Below are 22,874 nucleotides of genomic sequence, written 5' to 3'. Positions count from 1 at the left end.
GGATATCGGTTTTATCATTCAGTGACACGCGCCGCAATGTCTAAAACTTATAGCCGGCGAAATGTGTCCCGCGTCACACAAAACAATCTACCGCCTCGTCAGGACAAAACCGACAAAATGGCTGTCAGGTAAGCCGTTTAGCCCGGCTAACCTTCGACCATTCCGGATTTGCACAGCGGGGGCATAATTGACGATCGCCCGGCTGCATCGCAACCACGTGGCTACATCGTACGCAGGCATATTCGCCAGCTTCAGGAACCGTTCTGAAACGTTCGATCAGCATGTCCGGTAAAATACAGAGACCGGGCTTTACGTCCTCGTCAGAATAGTAATAAACGCTAATCTGCCCGTTGGTTTCCATTATTGCCAGACGCACCTGCCCGAGCTGTTCCACGCTATTCAGGCGTAGCTCCATAAAGAACTCAAACTCGGTCATGTTGGCACTTTTTACATTTTCCCAGGCCAACTGTCCGTCCTCGACGATTACAACCGGCTTCCCTTCAAGCAGGTCTTCCAGCTTTTCGCTTTTCGACATCAGCCACATGACAAGACGGTAAATAAGCGCCAGTGAGACAAAGACAATAAACACCGGCACCATAGGCACATCATCATAGAAGGCAACGTCACCCGCCGCTGATCCCAGCGTCAGGATAATCAATACCTCAAAGAGCGACATCTGCCGGACGCCACGACGGCCCGTAATCTTGAGAAACAGAAAGACCAGGACGAAGGTATACAGACTGCGCAGAGCGACTTCGCCTAAAAACTCAGGAGGGACTTTATCAAACGCCATCCGATGGAGATCGAAAGCTTTCATTTTTCTATGCCTTACAGTAGGTTACTGGCTATAAGCATAGCTCAGGCATTTATTTTCGCCGGAGATAGCACCTGTCACGCAAAACCCGTATCATTGCGCGCTTTACGTACGATAAAAGTGAACGCCATGACTCAAACATTTATCCCCGGCAAAGACGCCGCTCTGGAAGATTCCATCGCTCGCTTCCAGCAGAAACTGACCGACCTGGGCTTTAACATCGAAGAAGCCTCCTGGCTCAATCCGGTGCCTCATGTCTGGTCCGTGCATATTCGCGATAAAGACTGTGCCCTGTGCTTTACCAACGGTAAAGGTGCGACAAAAAAAGCGGCACTGGCCTCTGCGCTGGGTGAGTATTTTGAGCGTCTGTCCACCAACTATTTCTTCGCTGACTTCTGGCTGGGCGAAACCATCGCTAACGGCCCGTTTGTTCACTATCCAAACGAAAAATGGTTCCCACTGACCGAAGATGACGAACTGCCGGAAGGTATTCTCGACGCCCGCCTGCGTGCCTTCTACGATCCGGAAAACGAACTGACTGCCAGCATGCTGATCGATCTGCAGTCCGGTAACGACGATCGCGGTATCTGTGCCCTGCCATTTACCCGTCAGTCTGATGAGCAAACCGTCTATATTCCGATGAACATCGTCGGCAACCTGTATGTCTCCAACGGTATGTCCGCCGGTAACACCCGCAATGAAGCGCGCGTGCAGGGTCTTTCCGAAGTCTTCGAACGTCACATCAAAAACCGCATTATTGCCGAATCTATCAGCCTGCCTGAAATTCCGGCAGACGTGCTGGCGCGCTACCCGGGCGTGGTGGAATCCATCGCCAAACTGGAAGCAGAAGGTTTCCCAATCTTTGCGTATGACGGCTCGCTGGGCGGTAAATACCCGGTTATCTGCGTCGTGCTGTTTAACCCGACCAACGGCACCTGTTTCGCCTCCTTCGGCGCGCACCCTGACTTCGGCGTGGCGCTGGAACGTACCGTCACCGAACTGCTGCAGGGCCGTAGTCTGAAAGATCTCGACGTGTTCACCCCGCCAACGTTTGACGATGAAGAAGTGGCCGAGCATACCAACCTCGAAACCCACTTCATCGACTCCAGCGGTTTGATCTCCTGGGATATGTTTAAGCAGGACGCAGACTATCCGTTCGTGGACTGGAGCTTTGCCGGTACCACTGAAGAAGAGTTCGCCACGCTGATGGCGATCTTCGACGCGGAAGATCAGGAAGTCTATATTGCCGACTACGAACACCTTGGCGTCTACGCCTGCCGTATTCTGGTGCCAGGTATGTCCGACATCTACCCGGCTGAAGATCTGTGGCTGGCGAATAACAGCATGGGCGCGCATCTGCGCGAGACGCTGCTGGCTCTGCCGGGCAGCGAATGGGAGAAAGAAGATTATCTGAACCTGATCGCCCAACTGGACGAAGAAGGTCACGATGACTTCACCCGCATACGCGAACTGCTGGGCCTGGCGACCGGTAAAGACAACGGCTGGTATACCCTGCGCATCGGGGAGTTGAAAGCCATGCTGGCCCTGGCGGGTGGCGATTTGGATCAGGCCCTGGCCTGGACCGAGTGGACCATGGAATTCAACCAGTCGGTCTTCTCTGCCGAGCGCACCAACTATTACCGCTGCCTGCAAACGCTGTTGTTGCTTGCACAGGAAGACGATCGCGAGCCGCTGCAATATCTGAATGCCTTCGTACGGATGTACGGTGCTGAGGCGGTAGAAGCGGCCAGTGCGGCCCTGAGTGGCGAAGAGCCGTTCTATGGTCTGCAGGCTGTTGACAGCGATCTGAAAGCCTTCCCGGCGCACCAGTCACTGCTGAACGCCTATGAAAAACTGCAGAAAGCAAAAGCCGCTTACTGGTCAAAATAAGCGCACATAACATTAGCAGCAGTAGGCGTATTCAATCGTCTGGGCTATATTACGGGGCAATTTCATTGCCCCGTTTTTTATTTTCTTCGGCAATGATTGTTGATTGTAATAATAAAGTTAAACATGGGTAAATATAATAATATTAACCCGGGCTTTACTGTTACTTTTTATGGTAAATACTCCATATTAATTAACTGTTTTAGAGGTGGCCGAACGAAAAAATTCAACTCTTTTCATAACTTTTAAAATTTATTTTTATACGGATAATCAAATACTTACTCCGCATTTGTTGTAAAACCATACACACTGCGGGCCTATAAGCCAGGCGAGATATGATCTATATCAATTTCTCTTCTATAATGCTTTGTTAGTATCTCGTCGCCGACTTAATAAAGAGAGAGTTAGTGTGAAAGCTGACAACCCTTTTGATCTTTTACTCCCTGCTGCGATGGCCAAAGTTGCCGAAGAAGCAGGTGTCTATAAAGCAACGAAACACCCGATGAAGACGTTCTATCTGGCGATCACGGCTGGTGTGTTCATCTCTATCGCTTTCGTCTTCTACATCACTGCCACCACCGGTACTGCTGGAATGCCTTTCGGCATGGCCAAACTGATTGGCGGTATTTGCTTCTCACTGGGTCTGATTCTTTGCGTTATCTGCGGTGCCGACCTCTTCACCTCAACGGTGCTGATTGTCGTAGCGAAAGCCAGCGGAAGAATTACCTGGGGTCAGCTGGCGCGTAACTGGCTTAACGTCTACGTGGGTAACCTGGTTGGCTGTCTGCTCTTTGTTTTGTTGATGTGGCTTTCTGGCGAGTACATGACCGCCAACGGTGGCTGGGGGCTCAACGTCCTGCAAACTGCCGACCACAAAATGCACCACACATTTATCGAAGCCGTTGCTCTCGGCATCCTCGCTAACCTGATGGTCTGCCTGGCTGTATGGATGAGCTACTCGGGTCGCAGCCTGATGGACAAAGCCTTAATTATGGTTCTGCCAGTTGCGATGTTTGTTGCCAGCGGCTTTGAGCACAGTATCGCGAATATGTTCATGATCCCAATGGGCATTGTCATCCGCGACTTTGCAAGCCCGGAGTTCTGGACCGCAGTTGGTTCATCCCCGGAAAGTTTCTCTCACCTGACTATTATGAATTTCATTACTGATAACCTGATCCCTGTCACTATCGGGAACATTATCGGTGGGGGTCTGTTAGTTGGGTTGACATACTGGGTCATTTACCTGCGTGGCGACGATCATCATTGATGGTTTTCTCAGGCAGTAAATAAAAAATCCACTTAAGAAGGTAGGTGTTACATGTCCGAGCTTAATGAAAAGTTAGCCACAGCCTGGGAAGGTTTTGCGAAAGGTGACTGGCAGAATGAAGTAAACGTACGTGACTTCATTCAGAAAAACTATACCCCGTATGAAGGTGACGAATCCTTCCTGGCTGGCGCAACTGACGCGACCACCAAGCTGTGGGACAGCGTAATGGAAGGCGTTAAACTGGAAAACCGCACTCACGCGCCAGTTGATTTCGACACCTCCGTTGCTTCCACCATCACTTCTCACGATGCTGGCTATATCAACAAAGCCCTTGAGAAAATCGTTGGTCTGCAGACTGAAGCACCACTGAAACGTGCAATCATCCCGTTCGGTGGTATTAAAATGGTTGAAGGTTCCTGCAAAGCGTATAACCGCGAGCTGGACCCAATGCTGAAAAAAATCTTCACCGAATACCGTAAAACCCACAACCAGGGCGTATTCGATGTTTACACCAAAGACATTCTGAACTGCCGTAAATCTGGCGTTCTGACCGGTCTGCCAGATGCGTATGGCCGTGGCCGTATCATCGGTGATTACCGTCGCGTTGCGCTGTACGGTATCGACTTCCTGATGAAAGACAAGTACGCACAGTTCGTTTCCCTGCAGTCTGACCTGGAAAACGGCGTAAACCTGGAAGCGACTATCCGTCTGCGTGAAGAAATTGCTGAACAGCACCGCGCGCTGGGTCAGATCAAAGAAATGGCAGCTAAATATGGCTGCGATATCTCTGGTCCTGCTACCAACGCACAGGAAGCTATCCAGTGGACCTACTTCGGCTATCTGGCCGCGGTTAAGTCTCAGAACGGTGCAGCGATGTCCTTCGGTCGTGTATCCACCTTCCTGGATGCTTACATCGAACGCGACATCAAAGCAGGCAAAATCACCGAGCAAGACGCTCAGGAAATGATTGACCACCTGGTCATGAAACTGCGTATGGTTCGCTTCCTGCGTACCCCAGAATACGATGAGCTGTTCTCTGGTGACCCAATCTGGGCAACAGAATCTATCGGTGGTATGGGCGTTGATGGCCGTACTCTGGTAACCAAAAACAGCTTCCGCTTCCTGAACACCCTGTACACCATGGGTCCTTCTCCGGAGCCGAACATTACTGTTCTGTGGTCTGAAAAACTGCCTCTGAACTTCAAGAAATTCGCCGCTAAAGTGTCTATCGACACCTCTTCTCTGCAGTACGAGAACGATGACCTGATGCGTCCGGACTTCAACAACGACGATTACGCTATCGCTTGCTGCGTAAGCCCAATGGTTGTTGGTAAACAAATGCAGTTCTTCGGTGCGCGTGCAAACCTGGCGAAAACCATGCTGTACGCAATCAACGGCGGCGTTGATGAAAAACTGAAAATGCAGGTTGGTCCTAAGTCTGAGCCAATCAAAGGCGACGTTCTGAACTTCGATGAAGTGATGGACCGCATGGATCACTTCATGGACTGGCTGGCTAAACAGTACGTCACTGCACTGAACGTTATCCACTACATGCACGACAAGTACAGCTACGAAGCCTCTCTGATGGCGCTGCACGACCGTGACGTTATCCGCACCATGGCGTGTGGTATCGCAGGTCTGTCCGTTGCGGCTGACTCCCTGTCTGCAATCAAATATGCGAAAGTTAAACCAATTCGTGACGAAGACGGCCTGGCTGTAGACTTCGAAATCGAAGGTGAATACCCGCAGTTTGGTAACAACGATTCTCGCGTTGATGACATGGCGGTTGACCTGGTAGAACGTTTCATGAAGAAAATTCAGAAACTGACTACTTACCGTAACGCTATCCCGACTCAGTCTGTTCTGACCATCACCTCTAACGTTGTGTATGGTAAGAAAACCGGTAATACCCCAGACGGACGTCGTGCTGGCGCGCCATTCGGCCCAGGTGCTAACCCAATGCACGGTCGTGACCAGAAAGGTGCTGTTGCCTCTCTGACTTCCGTTGCTAAACTGCCGTTTGCTTACGCTAAAGATGGTATCTCTTACACCTTCTCTATCGTTCCAAATGCGCTGGGTAAAGACGACGAAGTGCGTAAAACTAACCTCGCGGGTCTGATGGATGGTTACTTCCACCACGAAGCGTCCATCGAAGGTGGTCAGCACCTGAACGTGAACGTAATGAACCGTGAAATGCTGCTCGACGCGATGGAACACCCTGAGAAATATCCTCAGCTGACCATCCGCGTATCCGGCTACGCAGTACGTTTTAACTCCCTGACTAAAGAACAGCAGCAGGACGTTATCACCCGTACTTTCACTCAGTCCATGTAAGTGGAATTGACTGAAATCACGCGTTAAAAAGCGTACAATAAAGGCTCCACGCAAGTGGGGCCTTTTTAGCACCCTCTCCACCTCAGTCTCTTTTGTCCGCTATCTATACTTAATGGATAACAGCCAAAACAGACTTAACACAGCCGGTTTTGAGCTGTGCATACACAGGCCCCGGACGGGCCGATGCTGGAGATATCACCGCAATGTCAATTATTGGTCGCATTCACTCCTTTGAATCCTGTGGCACTGTCGATGGCCCAGGTATCCGCTTTATCACCTTTTTCCAGGGCTGCCTGATGCGCTGCCTGTACTGCCATAACCGTGACACCTGGGATACACACGGCGGCAAAGAAGTGACCGTTGAAGATTTAATGAAAGAGGTGGTGACCTACCGTCACTTTATGAACGCGTCTGGCGGTGGTGTAACCGCATCCGGCGGTGAAGCCATTCTTCAGGCTGAGTTTGTACGCGACTGGTTCCGTGCCTGCCGCAAAGAAGGCATTCATACCTGTCTCGATACCAACGGCTTTGTACGTCGCTACGATCCGGTTATCGACGAGCTGCTCGAAGTGACCGATCTGGTGATGCTCGATCTCAAACAGATGAACGATGAGATCCACCAGAACCTCGTTGGTGTCTCAAACCACCGGACGCTGGAATTTGCCAAATACATTGCCGATAAAGGCATCAAAACCTGGATCCGCTACGTGGTTGTGCCTGGCTGGTCAGATGATGACGACTCCGCGCATCGTCTCGGGGAATTTACCCGCGACATGGGCAACGTCGAGAAAATCGAGCTTCTGCCCTATCACGAGCTGGGTAAACACAAATGGGTGGCAATGGGCGAAGAGTACAAACTCGATGGCGTGAAGCCGCCGAAGAAAGAGACGATGGAACGCGTCAAAGGCATTCTTGAGCAGTACGGCCATAAGGTGATGTATTAAAGAAAAGCCCGGTGAAAACCGGGCTTTTTTATATTCTATTTAAAGACGCCGTTAATCACGGACGTCACAATGGCTGTACTCAGCGCAATTAAGACCAGATCGTCACCCACTACCCGCCACTCATAGCCTGGATAGGAAGGAAGCTGGCCCAGCATAGAGGCCGGCACGGTTTTCTTCGCAATACCCGGAGGCAACGGTTTACCGCGCGCCAGGTTTTTCGCGATACCCGGAGGCAGAGAGTCATAGCCCGTTAAGCCATAATTCAGCGCCAGGTGGCGGGCATGATCGAAGCTCACGCGAGCGTCGACATCGTTACCGACATCTTTACTGCTTTTAACGCTCTTATCTGATTTTCCAGGGTTATCCTGACCGTTATTTTGCTTATTGCCATGGTTACCAGAATTCCCGTTACCATGATTGCCGCCATTACCCTGTCCGCCACCGTTTCCGTGACCACCGCCATTCCCGTTTCCAGGATTAGCCATGACCGGAGCCGTTGCAAACGTTAAAGACAACACTACGGCAAGTGCGGTAGCGGAAAAACGACGAATAGACATGATTGCTGCCTTATAGTGGTAGGACTCACATGAATTATCGCCTGGCGCAATAAACAAACAATAAGTAAAACTCTTAGTTGTGACTGGGACAAAAAAGCCTGTCATCGACAGGCTTTTATTTAATCAGGCATGTGCCACAGGCGTAGGATGTTCGCCCACTTTGCGCAGCAGCATCAAGAGATAAATAAACGACACGCTGGCGATCATGATAAACAATAAATTATCGGAATAATTCTGCATCAGCATCGCGGTAAACGTCGGCCCTAATAAACTGCCAATGGTATAGCTCAGTAACAGCGCCTGGTTCATTGCCACCAGCTGGTGATGTTCTACTTTCTCACAGGCCCAGGCCATCGCGACCGGATAGAGCGTAAAGCCGGCGGCCCCGAGAATAAACAGCGCAGGCGCCATCGCGGCGTTGCTGAGCATGGCTAGACATCCCAGGATCACCACGAAGACCTGAACGCGCAGTACCAGCAGACGACCGAAACGGTCCGCCAGTCGGCCAATTGGCCATTGCCCGACGATCCCTGCACTCACCATGACCGCCATCCAGAAACCGATCCCGGAGTCGCTGACACCCTGATGATTTAGATAGAGCGGCATCAGGCCATAGAGCGAGCCCAGTACAATCCCCGAGATAATGCAGCCGTTAACGCCCAGCCGCGCCTGACGGAGTCTCAGCATCGGCCAGACGTGGGTTGCTTCCTGGTGTTCGCTGTTCTGGTTCACAATGCGCGTAAAGAGCAGCGGCAGGATCGCGGCCAGCACCATACCCGTTACCCACGGCAGGACGCTCATCAGGTCGGTTGGCAGTTTGCTGACCATCAGTTGACCCAGCACGGTACCCACGTAGTAAACCATCATATAGGCTGCCAGCAGGCGTCCGCGGTTGCGCGACGTACCGCTGCACATCAGCGCACTTTCAACCACCACCCAAATCATCGCGCAGCCTACGCCAGCGATAAAGCGCCATGCCATCCAGCTCCAGAAGCCGACCATAAGGCCTAAACCGGCACATCCGGCGGCGAAAATCAGCGAGGCCAGATAATAGCTGCGATTAAAGCCAAAACGCTTAATCAGGCTCCCGGTGACCAGCGTCCCCAACAGGTTGCCGGTAAAAAAGGACGAGCTGACCATACCCACCTGCCAGGTCGGTAAGTTTTCATGGGCGAGCCACAGCGGGACGAGCGTATTTAACACTGCGATCGCCAGGGTCAACAGAAGCAGGCCACAGAGCAACAGAAGCACTGGCCGGGTATAGGTGGTCATGGGTTAAAAACCGTGAGGAAGTTCAGATTTCGTGCGCATCATGCCACTGGCAAAAACAAAGTCAATCCGCTGATTTCGCCGTCACGCACAATATGTTCCCTGTCGATTTAAAAAACTTATCCTGCTAATGCAACGCCTGCTATAGATATTAATTATGTATCTGTTTTTATTTATGAATGAACGAAATTAAAACAAAACGACAGTCGAAAAATTTCATAATCGAAAAAAGAAAAAGCCGGGCACTCAGGCCCGGCTTGATATAACTAAATGCAACGTTAACTGGCAATAGCCATACCCACGGTCATATGCAATCCGTAGAACACACCACGGCCAATCAGTTCACCTGCCAGTACCAGCACAAAAGCCAGCGACAGCAGCGGCAGCGCGGGCTGATAGCCTTTGAGCTGAGGAGCGATCCAGAATACCAACGCCGCGACCAGCAGAACGATGCGCCAGGCCATCAGTGAACCGTAGTCCGGCACCAGGGCAGAGGCCTGCTGAATAGAGCTGTGAATGGTTGCCAGTTCGGTTCCCTGCATCAGGGCAACCATTGCACTCACCACCAGCGCCAGCAGCGAAACAGCGGAGAGCAAACGCATTGCCCACCCATCTACGCCCGCTACGCGCAGCAGCAGGTAGCCTAACAGCGGACCACCGATAAACATCGTCAGGAAGAAACTCATCGGCGTCCAGACGCTGTACCAGGTTGGAACGGTATCAATGGTGTTGTACACGCGCACCATCATCCATACGAATACCACGCCCAGCACCATGGTCACGATCAGCCACAGGCTGCGTAGACCCGCAGGCAATTTTTTCAGCGCTGCCAGCAGCCATCCCAGCCCACCGACGGCGAAGAAAATCGCCCCGCTGGCAATCTCATTACTGAGTGATGAGGCCCCCACGCGGTTCAGGGAGTTAAACGCACGCATCGGTGAGCCCAGATGCAGCGTTGAGGCAATAAAGCCAATTCCCATCAGTACCCACAGACCAAACATACTCAACACGAGACGCTGCTGCTGTTCAGCACTGAGGTTGCCTTTTAACAGCGCCAGGGCGAGCACGATAAACCCACCGGCAACACATTGCCCAAAGACCGTGAAGATCATCAGCGGCCATTCATGCCATCCACTTCCCATCTCACACCTCCTTCGGATTTGCCAGGTAGCCGGTGGTGTCACCTGTCGGACGGCTGTTGGCGTTAGGTTTAATCACAATACTCGGCTTCGTGAAGTGCGCTGACGGTAGTGGCGCTACCGCCGCAAGCTGACCGTGTTTTTTACGCAACTCTTCAATTGGGCCAAAGTCCAGCGCGCGCAGCGGACAGGACTCGACGCAAATCGGTTTTTTGCCATCCGCCACGCGTGAGTGGCAGCCGTCGCACTTGGTCATATGACCTTTGGCGGCGTTGTACTGCGGCGCGCCGTACGGACAAGCCATATGGCAGTAACGGCAACCGATGCAGACATCTTCATCCACGACGACAAAACCGTCATCGCGCTTGTGCATCGCCCCACTCGGACAGACCTTAGTACAGGCCGGATCTTCACAGTGGTTGCAGGCAATCGACAGGTAGTAGGCGAACACGTTTTGATGCCAGACGCCGTTATCTTCCTGCCAGTCACCCCCGGCGTATTCGTAGATACGGCGGAAGCTGACGTCCGGGGTCAGATCTTTGTAATCTTTACAGGCCAGCTCGCAGGTTTTGCACCCGGTGCAACGGCTGGAATCAATAAAAAATCCATACTGGGTTGTCATCGGTTACTCCTTAAACCTTTTCAACCTGAACAAGGTTTGTGTGAGATGGGTTACCTTTCGCCAGTGGCGATGGGCGCTGTGTAGTCAGTACGTTAATACTGCCTGCCTGGTCGATGCGGTTGGCATCCGGGTTATACCAGGCCCCTTCCCCCAGCGCGACAACGCCAGGCATCATGCGCGGTGTAACCTTGGCTTCGATATGTACCTCACCACGCCCGTTGAAAATGCGTACGCGATCGCCATTGTTGATGCCACGCGCTTTGGCATCCATCGGGTTGATCCACATCTCCTGACGGCAGGAGGCTTTCAGTACGTCGACGTTACCGTACGTGGAGTGAACTCGCGCTTTGTAGTGGAAACCGGTCAACTGCAGCGGGAATTTCGCCGTCAGCGGATCGTTATAGTTTTCAAAGCCCGGCGTGTAGATCGGCAGCGGATCGATAACGTCCCCTTCCGGCAATTCCCAGGTTGAGGCAATTTTTGCCAGCTCTTCGGAGTAGATTTCGATTTTACCCGACGGTGTGGTTAGCGGGTTCGCCTGCGGGTCTTCACGGAACGCTTTGTACGCCACGTGGTGCCCTTCCGGATCGCGCTGTTTGTACATCCCTTGCTTACGGAAGGTGTCGAAATCTGGCAGGTCAGGGATCGTTTTACGGGAAAGTTCATGCAGATGACGCATCCACCCTTCCTGAGTACGCCCCTCAGTAAACTGCTGCTCAACGCCAAGACGTTTCGCCAGCTCAGAGGTCATCTCATAGATGGTTTTGCATTCAAAGCGAGGTTTGATGGCCTGATCGGTGAAGATCACATAGGACATGTTGCCGCAGGAGGCGTCCAGCGCGAAATCCATCTGCTCAGATGCAGTACAGTCCGGCAGCAAGATATCGGCATATTTTGCCGAGGAGGTCATGTGGCAGTCGATGACCACAATCATCTCGCACTTCTTGTCATCCTGCAGGATTTCGTGGGTACGGTTAATTTCAGAATGCTGGTTGATCAGACAGTTGCCGGCATAGTTCCAGATCATCTTGATCGGCACATCCAGCTTGTCCTTGCCGCGCACACCGTCGCGCAAAGCGGTCATTTCCGGACCACGTTCGATCGCATCGGTCCACATAAACATCGAGATGCTGGTCTGAACCGGGTTATCCAGCGTCGGCATACGTTCGAACGGCACTTCATACGAGCCTTCACGCGCACCGGTATTGCCGCCATGAATACCGACGTTGCCGGTCAGGATGGAGAGCATAGAAATGGCGCGGGTCGCGATTTCACCGTTTGCATGACGTTGCGGGCCCCAGCCCTGGCTGATATAGGCCGGTTTGGCTGAGCCAATCTCACGCGCCAGCTGGACGATGCGTTCGACCGGAATACCGGTGATCGTGGACGCCCACTCTGGCGTTTTCGCCACGCCATCGCTGCCCTGGCCAAGAATGTACGCTTTGTAATGCCCGTTTGCCGGCGCGCTGGCTGGCAGGGTTTTCTCGTCGTAACCGACGCAGTATTTATCCAGGAAAGGCTGATCGACGAGGTTTTCGGTGATCATCACCCACGCCAGCGCTGAGACCAGCGCCGCATCGGTACCCGGACGGATTGGGATCCACTCATCTTCTCGCCCGGCACCGGTATCGGTATAGCGCGGATCGATGATGATCATGCGGGCATTGGACTTAGCGCGAGCCTGTTCGAGGTAATATGTCACCCCGCCACCGCTCATACGGGTTTCACCCGGGTTGTTACCGAACAGCACAACCAGTTTGCTGTTTTCGATATCAGACGGGCTGTTACCGTCCGCCCAGCCACCGTAGGTGTAGTTCAGGCCGGCGGCAATCTGAGCAGAGGAGTAGTCACCATAGTGATTAAGATAACCGCCGCAGCAGTTCATCAGGCGCGCCACCAGTGTTTTACCCGGTGGCCAGGAACGGGTCATGGTGCCGCCGAGCGTCCCGGTACCGTAGTTCAGGTAGATGGATTCGTTGCCATACTCGTTGATCAAACGCTGCATGTTGGTGGCGATGATATCGTAGGCTTCATCCCAGCTAATGCGCTCGAACTTCCCTTCCCCACGCTTACCAACGCGCTTCATTGGGTACTTCAGACGGTCCGGATTATACACACGACGACGCATGGAACGGCCACGCAGACAAGCGCGTACCTGATGTAATCCTTCGTAGTTATCGTCCCCGGTATTGTCGGTTTCAACATATTTAATTTCGCCATCCACCACATGCATACGCAGTGGACAACGACTACCACAGTTTACGGTACAGGCGCTCCACACCACTTTTTCCGGAGCTGTCGCCGGGGACAATGCATCTGCCGCCGACGCCAGCCGGGTAAAAGGAAGCGTGAGGGCGCTACTGGCCATAGCCAGGCCGCCTATTGCCGTGGTTTTCATCAACCCACGGCGAGTGACCTCAGCTGCCATTAATGCTTCAGGCGCGTTGATTTTCATAGAGACTCACTTGGTTGCTCACAAAGAAAAGAGAGGCGGCACATACCGCTATATAGTTTTATATATAACGAAACTCTTCGTTATCAGTCATTTATGCTAACTTTCATTCGGAGGAGTATTACTACTTTAGAGGGAGGGGGTATTGCGTAGTATCAATTCAGAGGCATAAAAAAAGCGCCCGAAGGCGCTTTTTTGTTGTGAGGCAAAGAATTAGCCGATGTACTGCTGGCCTTTCATGTATGGGCGCAGTACTTCAGGGATCTCGATACGACCATCTGCCTGCTGATAGTTTTCCAGCACGGCAACCAGCGTACGGCCGACAGCCAGACCAGAGCCGTTCAGGGTATGAACCAGACGGGTTTTCTTGTCAGACTTGCTACGGCAACGTGCCTGCATGCGACGCGCCTGGAAATCCCAGACGTTAGAACAAGAGGAGATCTCACGGTAGGTGTTCTGCGCAGGTACCCACACTTCCAGATCGAAGGTTTTGCAGGCGCCAAAGCCCATATCACCGGTGCACAGGGCCATACGACGGTACGGAAGACCCAACAGCTCCAGCACTTTCTCAGCGTGGCCGGTCATCTCTTCCAGCGCGTCCATGGATTCTTCAGGACGGACAATCTGCACCATCTCAACTTTGTCGAACTGGTGCATACGAATCAGACCGCGCGTGTCGCGACCGTAAGATCCTGCTTCAGAACGGAAGCACGGAGAGTGTGCTGTCAGCTTAATTGGCAGGTCGTCTTCGTCGATGATCTCATCACGCACGAGGTTTGTCAGCGGCACTTCTGCAGTTGGGATCAGCGCGTAGTTGCTGCTGTCCGCTTCCTCGTCCAGCGGACGGGTGTGGAACAGATCGCCGGCAAATTTCGGCAGCTGGCCCGTACCGTACAGCGTATCGTGGTTGACCAGATACGGTACGTAGGTTTCGCTGTAGCCGTGCTGCTCGGTGTGCAGATCCAGCATGAACTGCGCAAGCGCGCGGTGCAGATGGGCAATCTGGCCTTTCATTACCACGAAGCGAGAACCGGTCAGCTTAACCGCTGCCGCAAAGTCCAGGCCCGCGTGCATTTCGCCCAGCGTTACGTGATCGCGAACTTCGAAGTCAAACTCACGAGGCGTACCCCAGCGCTTCACTTCAACGTTGTCGTTTTCATCTTTGCCGACAGGCACGCTATCGTCAGGAATATTCGGGATAGCCAGGGCAATATCACGAATTTCGGTCTGAAGAACATCCAGCTCAGCTTTCGCCTGATCCAGCTCTTCACCCAGTTTGTTCACTTCCAGGCGTAATGGCTCAATATCTTCCCCGCGCGCTTTCGCCTGGCCAATGGATTTCGATCGAGAGTTACGCTCTGCCTGCAGATTTTCAGTTTGTACCTGCAGAACTTTACGACGCTCTTCAAGAGCGCGCAGCTTATCTACATCCAGCTTAAAGCCCCGGCGTGCCAGTTTTTCAGCGACTGCGTCTGGCTCGTTACGCAGCAGATTGGGATCGAGCATGCTTATCCTGTGCTTATCGAATTAAAATAGGAAAATGTGACCACAGCCTGCGGTCACAGGGATACATTGCCAACATTACCGCAACGATAGCGCTAACGGTAGCGTTTTATAGGGCTATTTTGATCCTGTCCGGCGAGCCAGGTGAGCTTTTCACCAATCTTGCCTTCAAGACCTCTGTTTGTGGGGTGATAATAGCGCGTTTGTGCCATCTCTTGCGGGAAATATTCCTCTCCGGCAGCGTAGGCATTGGGTTCATCATGGGCGTAACGGTACTCCTGACCATACCCCATCTCTTTCATCAGTTTGGTCGGTGCATTACGCAGATGAACCGGCACATCGTAGTCCGGACGTTCACGCGCATCAGACATTGCCGCTTTAAAGGCGGTATAGACCGCATTACTCTTCGGCGCACAGGCCAGATAGACAATAGCCTGCGCAATGGCGCGCTCCCCTTCAGCGGGACCTACGCGGGTAAAACAGTCCCATGCTGAGAGCGCCACCTGCATCGCCCGTGGATCAGCATTGCCGACATCTTCCGAGGCAATAGCCAGGCAACGTCGTGCAACATACAGCGGATCGCCACCGGCAGTGATAATGCGTGCGTACCAGTAAAGTGCCGCATCCGGCGCGCTGCCGCGTACGGACTTATGCAGCGCCGAGATCAGATCGTAAAAACGGTCGCCCTTGTTATCGAAACGCGCGCTGCGTTCACCGGCAATCTCGGTGAGCAGTTCCGGTTTAAGCACTCTCTTGCCGGAGTCATCAATTTCGGCCATATCGGCCATCATCTCCAGCGTATTCAGTGCCCGACGCGCATCACCGTTGACCAACTCAGCAATCGCACGACGCGTCTCGTCAGGTAAAACGATATCCTGCCCACCGTAGCCGCGTGCTTTGTCGTCCATTGCCTGGGTGAGAACCTTTTCGATATCCTCGGTAGTCAGCGATTTGAGCAGGTAAACGCGCGCACGCGAAAGCAGCGCCGAGTTCAGTTCAAACGATGGGTTTTCAGTGGTTGCACCGATGAAGAAAATCGTGCCGTCTTCAATATGCGGCAGGAAAGCATCCTGCTGGCTCTTATTGAAGCGGTGGACTTCGTCCACAAAGAGGATGGTACGCCGCCCGGCATTGCGGTTCTGCCGCGCACGCTCGATCGCCTCGCGGATCTCTTTCACGCCGGAGGTGACCGCCGAAAGACGTTCAACGTCCGCGTTGGCATAGCGGGCAATAACTTCTGCAAGGGTGGTTTTGCCGGTGCCGGGTGGCCCCCAGAGGATCATGGAATGGAGATGCCCGGCTTCAATAGCACGCGGCAAAGGCTTTCCGGCAGCCAGCAGATGCTGCTGGCCGATGTACTGCGCTAAATTTTCTGGCCGCATACGAGCGGCCAGAGGTTGAAACGCGTTATCTGAAAAATCGAGCGACAGATTGCCCACTCACGCCTCTTACTTATTGCGTTGGTCGTCCACCGTTACGCCCTTCGGCGGGGTAAAGGTGAATTTCGATGCATCAACGGCGCCGTTCTGCTGAGACTTAAGCTGGTAGCTGCTGCGTTGATCGTCCTGCTCAACCGCGCCGAACTGATTAATGGTTCCGTTGGTGCTTACGTTAATGGTGAACTGCTTCAGGTTGCCGTTGCTGCCTTTCGGCGTCAGGATAAACTCGTCACCCGTCTGTTTGATATTGTACTGTTGCCAGTCGCTGGACTGGTTGCGGGCAATCAGCATAAACGGCGTATTGCTGGTGGCATCTTTCAGCCAGGTCGCCGTTGCCTGCTCAACGAACGGGTTGAAGAACCATAAGGTTTTACCGTCAGACACCAGGATGCTCTCATCCGGCTGGGTCATGTGCCAGTTAAACAGATTGGGGCGCTTTACCCACAAATCGCCCTGGCCTTCCTGCACCGCGTTGCCGCTGCCGTCAGTCACTTTTTGCGTGAAGCTGGCGTGGAAGCTGCTCACTTTATCCAGTCGGCTTTTAAGGTCGCTGGCTGCATCAGCCCAGACGCTGCTGGCGACAAAACTGGTCAGTAATGCACAGGCGATGGCGATTTTTTTCATTGTTATTCCTTAAAATACGTCTTCCCGAAATGGGGTTTCCGTCTTCTATTCTGGACCTGCCCGAAGGCAGGCGACAGAAGAAAATGCTTAATTTTTTGCTGATTTACCCTTCTTTGCAATCGCTGAAGGTTAGTCAAACGGCGGCGGAGCAAGCACCTCGCGGTTACCGTTATGCCCCTGCTCGCTCACGATGCCCTGCGCTTCCATCTGCTCGATGATACGCGCTGCGCGGTTATAGCCGATGCGGAACTGACGCTGAACGCCAGAGATGGACGCTTTGCGTTTTTCGGTAACGAAGTTAACCGCCTGATCAAATAATGGATCCAGCTCTTCTCCACCGTCAAAACCGCCACCGCCGCCTTCGCTTTCTACATCGCTGGTAATACCGTCAACATACTGCGGACGACCGCGCGCTTTCCAGTCCTGCACCACGGCGTGAACTTCCTCATCGCGGACAAACGCGCCGTGGACACGCACCGGAGAGGTGGAGTTCGGGCCGGAATAGAGCATGTCACCCATACCCAGCAGCGACTCTGCGCCGCCCTGATCAAGAATGGTACGGGAGTCAATTTTACTTGATACCGTAAACGCAATACGCGTCGGAATGTTCGCTTTAATAAGACCAGTGATAACGTCCACGGAAGGACGCTGGGTCGCGAGCACAAGGTGAATACCGGCCGCACGCGCTTTCTGCGCCAGACGGGCAATCAGCTCTTCCACTTTCTTACCGACGGTCATCATCAGGTCAGCGAATTCATCGACCAGCACGACGATATAAGGCAGTTTTTCCAGCACCGGATGCTGGGCATCCATGCTGTCACCCGGCTTCCAGTAAGGATCCGGGATCGGACGTCCCATGCGCACAGCCTGGGCAATTTTCTCGTTATAACCGGCCAGGTTTCGCACGCCCAGCGCAGACATCAGCTTGTAGCGGCGTTCCATCTCATTGACGCTCCAGCGCAGGGCATTGGCGGCGTCTTTCATGTCGGTGACCACTTCGGTCAGCAGATGCGGAATGCCTTCGTAGACCGACAGTTCGAGCATTTTCGGGTCGATCATGATGAAACGCACGTCTTCCGGCTGCGCTTTATAAAGCATGCTGAGGATCATGGCGTTCACGCCGACGGACTTACCGGAACCGGTGGTACCCGCTACAAGCAGGTGAGGCATTTTGGCGAGATCAGCCACCACCGGATCGCCCGCGATATCTTTACCCAGCACCACGGTCAGCGGGGATGGGTTATCGCGGAATTTGGTGTTATCCAGCACTTCGCGCAGGTAAACGGTTTGACGTTTTTTGTTCGGCAGCTCAAGGCCAACGTAAGGTTTGCCGGGAATCACTTCCACCACACGTACCGCAACGGTCGACAGCGAACGCGCCAGGTCCCTGGACAGGTTCGAAATACGCGCGGCTTTAACACCCGGCGCCAGATTCAGTTCAAAACGGGTAATAACCGGGCCAGGAGAGTAGTTCACCACGTCCGCCTTGATACGGAAGTCGGCCAGACGAGCTTCCACCAGACGGGCCATCTGCTCCAGCGCAAACGTATCGACCGGCTCAACTTCAGACGGCGGCGGAGTTAACAGGTCCAGCGACGGCAGCGGCGTACTTGGACGTTGCAATGGACGGCTGTCACCATTACGCATCAGCAGCGGGTGAATCAGGCTTTCCTGCGCCTGAGGCGCAGGTTGCTGGAATTGCGGAGGCTGTTGCGCCTGTTGCGGCTGCGTATAAGCCTGCGGAGCTGGCTGCTGACGCACTGGCTCGGCTTCCGGCATCACGCTCGGGGTGAATAAAGGCTCGCTCGGACCATCATCCACCAGATCTTTCATCGGCGAGAACTCGAAATCTGACAATGAGAACGGATTCGCACCAGCAGGTTGTTCACCGGAATAGCGTTGCTGCTGAGTTGCGGCAAACTGGCGCGCTAATTCGGCTTCCGCCGCGTCATCTTCATCTTCCAGAATCGGTTCATCGTGCTGGTATTCCTCACCGTAACGTTGATTCTGTTGCGCTGCGAACTGGCGGGCCAGCTCGTCCTGCTGCATTTCATCGGCGTCATCTTCGTAGTCTGGTTCACGCGCTTTTTCTTCGGCCATACGCTGGGAAGGCAGCTTGATACCGTAAGAAGCAAGCTCACGACGAGTGGGAACGCGGACGCGGTTAGGACGAGGCAATTGTGGGCCAATACCCTCTTTCACCTGAGGACGTGGTGTCCCACCGGTTGCCAGACTGAAGACAGGTGCAGCCACGGCCGCCGCCGCAGTTGCCTGCTTAACGCTTTCCGTAACAGGAGCAACAGCAGGTGTTGGGTCAACCGACGGAACAGAGAAAGAAGGTGCTTTGGTAACCGGCTCCTGCACCGGTTCAGGCACAGGCTGATACCAGGCTGCCAGCTGCTCGCGTTCACGAGCACGACGCTCTTCAACCTCTTCAAAATAATACATTGGTGGACGAGAGGGTTTCACCTCTTCCACCACTTCAGGTTCAGGCTGTGGCGCTACATAAGGCTGCACAGATTCAACCGGCTCAGGCACATACTCCTGATACGGCTGGGCCACAGGCTGTTCATATTGCTGCGGTTCATATTCAGGTTGCGGCGGCTGATAAGGCTCCTGCCACTGCTCCTGATGCACAGGGATATAGCTTTCCGGTTCAGGGGCGATAACGGGCTCCGGTGTGTGAACACCGGGTGCTGTCTGCCAGTCAACCTGAGGCTGCTGAATAACGGATTCCGGCGGCGAAACCGGCGCAGATGGCATCACGGCTTCGACAGGTGCAGCATACGCCTGCGCAGCGGTCGTTGCTGCTGCGGCTGCCGCAACCGGCGCGGTAACGGTTTGGCCATTTAGCAGCGGATCGTATTCGTCAAAGTCACCCGGCGTGGCACGGCTCCCGGAGAAAAGCACATCATCAGGATCGACGGCGTTACCTGCTGCACGATACTCAACCTGCTCGTCTTCATCCATGCGTTTGCCGGAGAAGAGTGCCGCATCGGTTTTACGTCCAAGCGGGTTGGCAAATTTTTCAGCTACGCGCTGGCGACGCGCCAATGCCCCACGCAGGATACGGGCGCGACGGGATTCGCGACGTTGCACAGGCGCTTCATCCTCATCTTCGTCTTCATCTTCATACTCGTCTTCATCCACCCACGTATCGTCACGACGGGTACGGTTGCTGGCGAAGGTCAGAATGGTGAGGATAAAACTGCCGATTTTCTCGGCAATGCTCACCCAGGACCAGCCGGTAAACAACGTCAGCCCGGCAGCCCAGATGCACAGCAGCGCCAGCGTGCCGCCGCTGCTGTGGAGCATCGGTTGCAGTGCAGAACTCAACAAACTGCCGATCACTCCGCCAGAGGCAAAGTACCAGATATCATCGGCATTAATGGCCGCCAGACCGCATGAGGTCAGGATCAGTGCCAGCGCGCCAATCAGGCGCAGCGAAACCGCGAAATAGTCGATGTAATCATCGTTCTGACGATGACGCCACGCAAACCAGCATCCGCCAATGATAATGACGGGAAGGGTGTAGGCCATCACACCGAAAATGAAAAACAGCGTGTCCGCAAGCCAGGCTCCGGGGACACCGCCTAAATTATGGATAGGCTCATGCCATGCAGTTTGTGACCAGCTGGGATCTGAGGGGTTGAAACTGAGTAAGGCTGCCATCAGCCAGACGGCAAAAAGGGCAATAATAATCAGCAAAGCCTCGAGGAGACGACGTCCGCTGCTTAGCTTCGATAGTGTGACTTCTTTGTCTTCAGTGTATTCCTGGCTCAAGAAAGGCTCTCCAGGTATCAGGCATATCCTGCCTGTTTGCTAAAACGGACAACAGCGCCGGGACTCCCCGGCACTGTTGCTGTATGGATTAACAGGAGTGTAATCAAACTACGCTGATTTTGCACCTGTTCCGTGTTAGCGCGTCTTAATAACCAGACGATTGCTCTGTTTGACCTCTTCCATCACCACATAAGTACGGGTGTCGTTCACGCCCGGCAGACGCAGCAGGGTCTCACCCAGCAGCTTACGGTAGGCGGACATATCCGGCACACGGGTTTTCAACAGGTAGTCGAAATCACCGGACACCAGGTGACACTCTTGAATTTCTTCAAGTTTTTGTACAGCAGCGTTAAATTGCTCAAACACATCCGGCGCACCACGATTCAGAGTAATCTCAACAAATACCAGAAGTGAGGCATCCAGATAATGCGGGTTCAGCAGAGCAGTATAGCCCTGAATGAAACCCTGTCTTTCCAGTCGGCGCACACGCTCAAGGCATGGCGTCGGGGAAAGTCCCACACGTTTTGAAAGCTCGACGTTGGAAATACGCCCATCCTTTTGCAATTCATTAAGAATGTTACGATCGATACGGTCGAGATCTTTGCCAGGGCGCTTCTTGCTATCTACCATTATTATTGTCTCTCTGTATTCCTTCCCTACTCCTGCCTGGACCCTGTGCACATCACTGTTCAGAGCCTGTACCCGTTAGTCATCACATCGCCTGGTTTTGTATTAGACGCGATGCGGATTCGGGTTCTGTTGGTAAGAAGACCGTTGCCCGAAGGCAGTCACCGACATCACGTATGGCGTCTGTCCACGCCATGCGTAGATTTCACTGACCCGGTAAAAATGGCATTTACATGCATGCCTATGCGGCACACGGTTAACGCGGTTTTTTTTCTTCCTTGAATGTTTTCGCAAAAGCGCAGGGGATTGTCAAAGCAAAACATCGTTTTTTAGTACAACATGCCGGATATTCATTACGGCAGGGTATGAATCCTCATTTTATTGCCTTACAAACGACCGTTTTTCAAGGGAAAGCGCGATGTTATCGCGCGCCATTCATCGTCAGCGGCTATTACACAGATTGATATCAAAATTGCTGCGCTCTTTTTTTACGGCAACAAATTCCCTACAATCCTGCCAAATGTCTGCCAACAACAATGGGGATCTCATGGGCACGGCTAAACACAGTAAGCTGCTAATCCTTGGTTCTGGACCTGCGGGATATACCGCGGCGGTCTATGCTGCACGCGCTAACCTGCAACCGGTGTTAATTACCGGCATGGAAAAAGGCGGTCAGCTGACCACCACCACCGAAGTGGAAAACTGGCCAGGCGACCCGCACGACCTGACCGGGCCGCTGCTGATGGAGCGTATGCACGAGCATGCCGCTAAATTCGAAACCGAAATTCTGTTCGACCACATCAATAAGGTCGATCTGCAGAACCGTCCGTTCCGCCTGACGGGTGACAGCGGCGAATACACCTGTGACGCGCTGATCATCGCCACCGGTGCCTCTGCCCGTTACCTCGGTCTGCCATCCGAAGAAGCATTCAAAGGCCGCGGCGTTTCTGCATGCGCTACCTGCGACGGTTTCTTCTACCGCAATCAGAAAGTCGCGGTCATTGGCGGCGGTAACACCGCAGTGGAAGAAGCGCTCTACCTGGCGAACATTGCCTCTGAGGTGCATCTGATCCACCGTCGCGACACCTTCCGCGCAGAAAAAATCCTGATCAAACGTCTGATGGATAAAGTGGCAAGCGGCAACATCGTGCTGCACACCAATCGTACCCTGGAAGAGGTAACGGGCGATCAGATGGGCGTTGCGGGTCTGCGTATCCGTGATACCCAGAACACCGATAATGTTGAAACGCTGGAAGTGGCGGGTCTGTTTGTGGCTATCGGCCACAGCCCGAACACCGCGATCTTTGACGGTCAACTGGAGCTGGAAAACGGCTACATCAAAGTGCAGTCTGGTATTCACGGCAACGCGACCCAGACCAGCATCCCGGGCGTGTTCGCCGCTGGTGACGTGATGGACCATATTTATCGTCAGGCGATTACCTCAGCGGGCACCGGCTGTATGGCCGCGCTGGACGCTGAACGCTACCTTGATGGACTGGCTGAACAAGGTAAATAATCTTTACAAGTCAGTAACAAACGTAAATAAAGGCGGCGATAAGTCGCCTTTATTGTCTCACCGTTGTAACATTGCGCTGCCCAATTTCTAATAACGT

General features: G+C 53.4%; 16 protein-coding genes. 5 read left to right on the top strand and 11 right to left on the bottom strand.

Going from position 1 to position 22,874, the window contains the following annotated elements:
* Positions 1–124 precede the first annotated feature (124 nt).
* The gene (locus tag ACLHV9_RS08095) at positions 125–817 is read right to left on the bottom strand and encodes a DUF421 domain-containing protein (protein ID WP_049005470.1); all 693 of its coding nucleotides are present in this window, start codon (positions 815–817) and stop codon (positions 125–127) included.
* 126 nt (positions 818–943) lie between these two features.
* Between ACLHV9_RS08095 and ycaO the strand changes: the two genes are divergently transcribed.
* The 4 genes from ycaO (at position 944) to pflA (ending at position 7,246) form a co-directional block, all read left to right on the top strand.
* Positions 944–2,704: a 30S ribosomal protein S12 methylthiotransferase accessory factor YcaO gene (ycaO, locus tag ACLHV9_RS08090; RefSeq protein ID WP_176691072.1), complete on the top strand. Its 1,761-nt coding sequence runs from the start codon at positions 944–946 to the stop codon at positions 2,702–2,704.
* 406 nt (positions 2,705–3,110) lie between these two features.
* Positions 3,111–3,968: a formate transporter FocA gene (focA, locus tag ACLHV9_RS08085; protein WP_008499974.1), complete on the top strand. Its 858-nt coding sequence runs from the start codon at positions 3,111–3,113 to the stop codon at positions 3,966–3,968.
* Positions 3,969–4,019: 51 nt separating this feature from the next.
* Positions 4,020–6,302, top strand: a complete 2,283-nt coding sequence (pflB, locus tag ACLHV9_RS08080; protein WP_024907798.1) for a formate C-acetyltransferase — start codon at positions 4,020–4,022, stop codon at positions 6,300–6,302.
* Between the two features lie 203 nt (positions 6,303–6,505).
* On the top strand, positions 6,506–7,246 hold the full coding sequence (gene pflA / locus ACLHV9_RS08075) for a pyruvate formate lyase 1-activating protein (RefSeq protein WP_010429226.1): 741 nt from the start codon (positions 6,506–6,508) through the stop codon (positions 7,244–7,246).
* Between the two features lie 35 nt (positions 7,247–7,281).
* Here pflA and ACLHV9_RS08070 read toward each other — a convergent pair whose 3' ends face one another.
* The 10 genes from ACLHV9_RS08070 to lrp form a co-directional block, all read right to left on the bottom strand.
* Positions 7,282–7,803, bottom strand: a complete 522-nt coding sequence (locus ACLHV9_RS08070) for an anti-virulence regulator CigR family protein (RefSeq protein WP_108090346.1) — start codon at positions 7,801–7,803, stop codon at positions 7,282–7,284.
* A gap of 123 nt (positions 7,804–7,926) precedes the next feature.
* The gene (locus ACLHV9_RS08065; RefSeq protein WP_108090347.1) at positions 7,927–9,075 is read right to left on the bottom strand and encodes an MFS transporter; all 1,149 of its coding nucleotides are present in this window, start codon (positions 9,073–9,075) and stop codon (positions 7,927–7,929) included.
* A 275-nt stretch (positions 9,076–9,350) separates the two neighbouring features.
* A complete protein-coding gene (locus ACLHV9_RS08060) occupies positions 9,351–10,214 on the bottom strand; it encodes a dimethyl sulfoxide reductase anchor subunit family protein (RefSeq protein WP_108090348.1) in 864 nt (287 codons plus the stop codon).
* 1 nt (position 10,215) lies between these two features.
* Positions 10,216–10,833, bottom strand: coding sequence for a DMSO/selenate family reductase complex B subunit (locus tag ACLHV9_RS08055; protein WP_017384545.1), 618 nt, complete (start codon positions 10,831–10,833; stop codon positions 10,216–10,218).
* Between the two features lie 10 nt (positions 10,834–10,843).
* The gene (gene dmsA, locus ACLHV9_RS08050; RefSeq protein WP_108090349.1) at positions 10,844–13,288 is read right to left on the bottom strand and encodes a dimethylsulfoxide reductase subunit A; all 2,445 of its coding nucleotides are present in this window, start codon (positions 13,286–13,288) and stop codon (positions 10,844–10,846) included.
* A 210-nt stretch (positions 13,289–13,498) separates the two neighbouring features.
* Positions 13,499–14,791 carry a serine--tRNA ligase gene (gene serS, locus ACLHV9_RS08045; protein ID WP_047071876.1) on the bottom strand — a complete coding sequence of 431 codons (1,293 nt, stop codon included), beginning with the start codon at positions 14,789–14,791 and terminating at the stop codon, positions 13,499–13,501.
* A 92-nt stretch (positions 14,792–14,883) separates the two neighbouring features.
* Positions 14,884–16,227 (bottom strand): replication-associated recombination protein RarA, encoded by a 1,344-nt coding sequence (gene rarA, locus ACLHV9_RS08040; protein ID WP_108090350.1) that lies wholly within the window; start codon positions 16,225–16,227, stop codon positions 14,884–14,886.
* 9 nt (positions 16,228–16,236) lie between these two features.
* Positions 16,237–16,851 (bottom strand): outer membrane lipoprotein chaperone LolA, encoded by a 615-nt coding sequence (gene lolA / locus ACLHV9_RS08035; protein ID WP_108090351.1) that lies wholly within the window; start codon positions 16,849–16,851, stop codon positions 16,237–16,239.
* A gap of 129 nt (positions 16,852–16,980) precedes the next feature.
* Positions 16,981–20,634 (bottom strand): DNA translocase FtsK 4TM domain-containing protein, encoded by a 3,654-nt coding sequence (locus ACLHV9_RS08030; RefSeq protein WP_108090352.1) that lies wholly within the window; start codon positions 20,632–20,634, stop codon positions 16,981–16,983.
* A gap of 135 nt (positions 20,635–20,769) precedes the next feature.
* On the bottom strand, positions 20,770–21,264 hold the full coding sequence (lrp, locus tag ACLHV9_RS08025; protein WP_000228469.1) for a leucine-responsive transcriptional regulator Lrp: 495 nt from the start codon (positions 21,262–21,264) through the stop codon (positions 20,770–20,772).
* 544 nt (positions 21,265–21,808) lie between these two features.
* Between lrp and trxB the strand changes: the two genes are divergently transcribed.
* Positions 21,809–22,777, top strand: a complete 969-nt coding sequence (trxB, locus tag ACLHV9_RS08020; RefSeq protein ID WP_049005462.1) for a thioredoxin-disulfide reductase — start codon at positions 21,809–21,811, stop codon at positions 22,775–22,777.
* The last annotated feature ends 97 nt before the right edge of the window (positions 22,778–22,874 follow it).

It is taken from the genome of Enterobacter sp. CPE_E890 (assembly GCF_046521475.1).
Taxonomy (GTDB): Bacteria; Pseudomonadota; Gammaproteobacteria; order Enterobacterales; family Enterobacteriaceae; genus Enterobacter; species Enterobacter adelaidei.
Note: the sequence above shows the minus strand (reverse complement) of the source record. Positions and strands in the feature narration are given on the sequence as shown.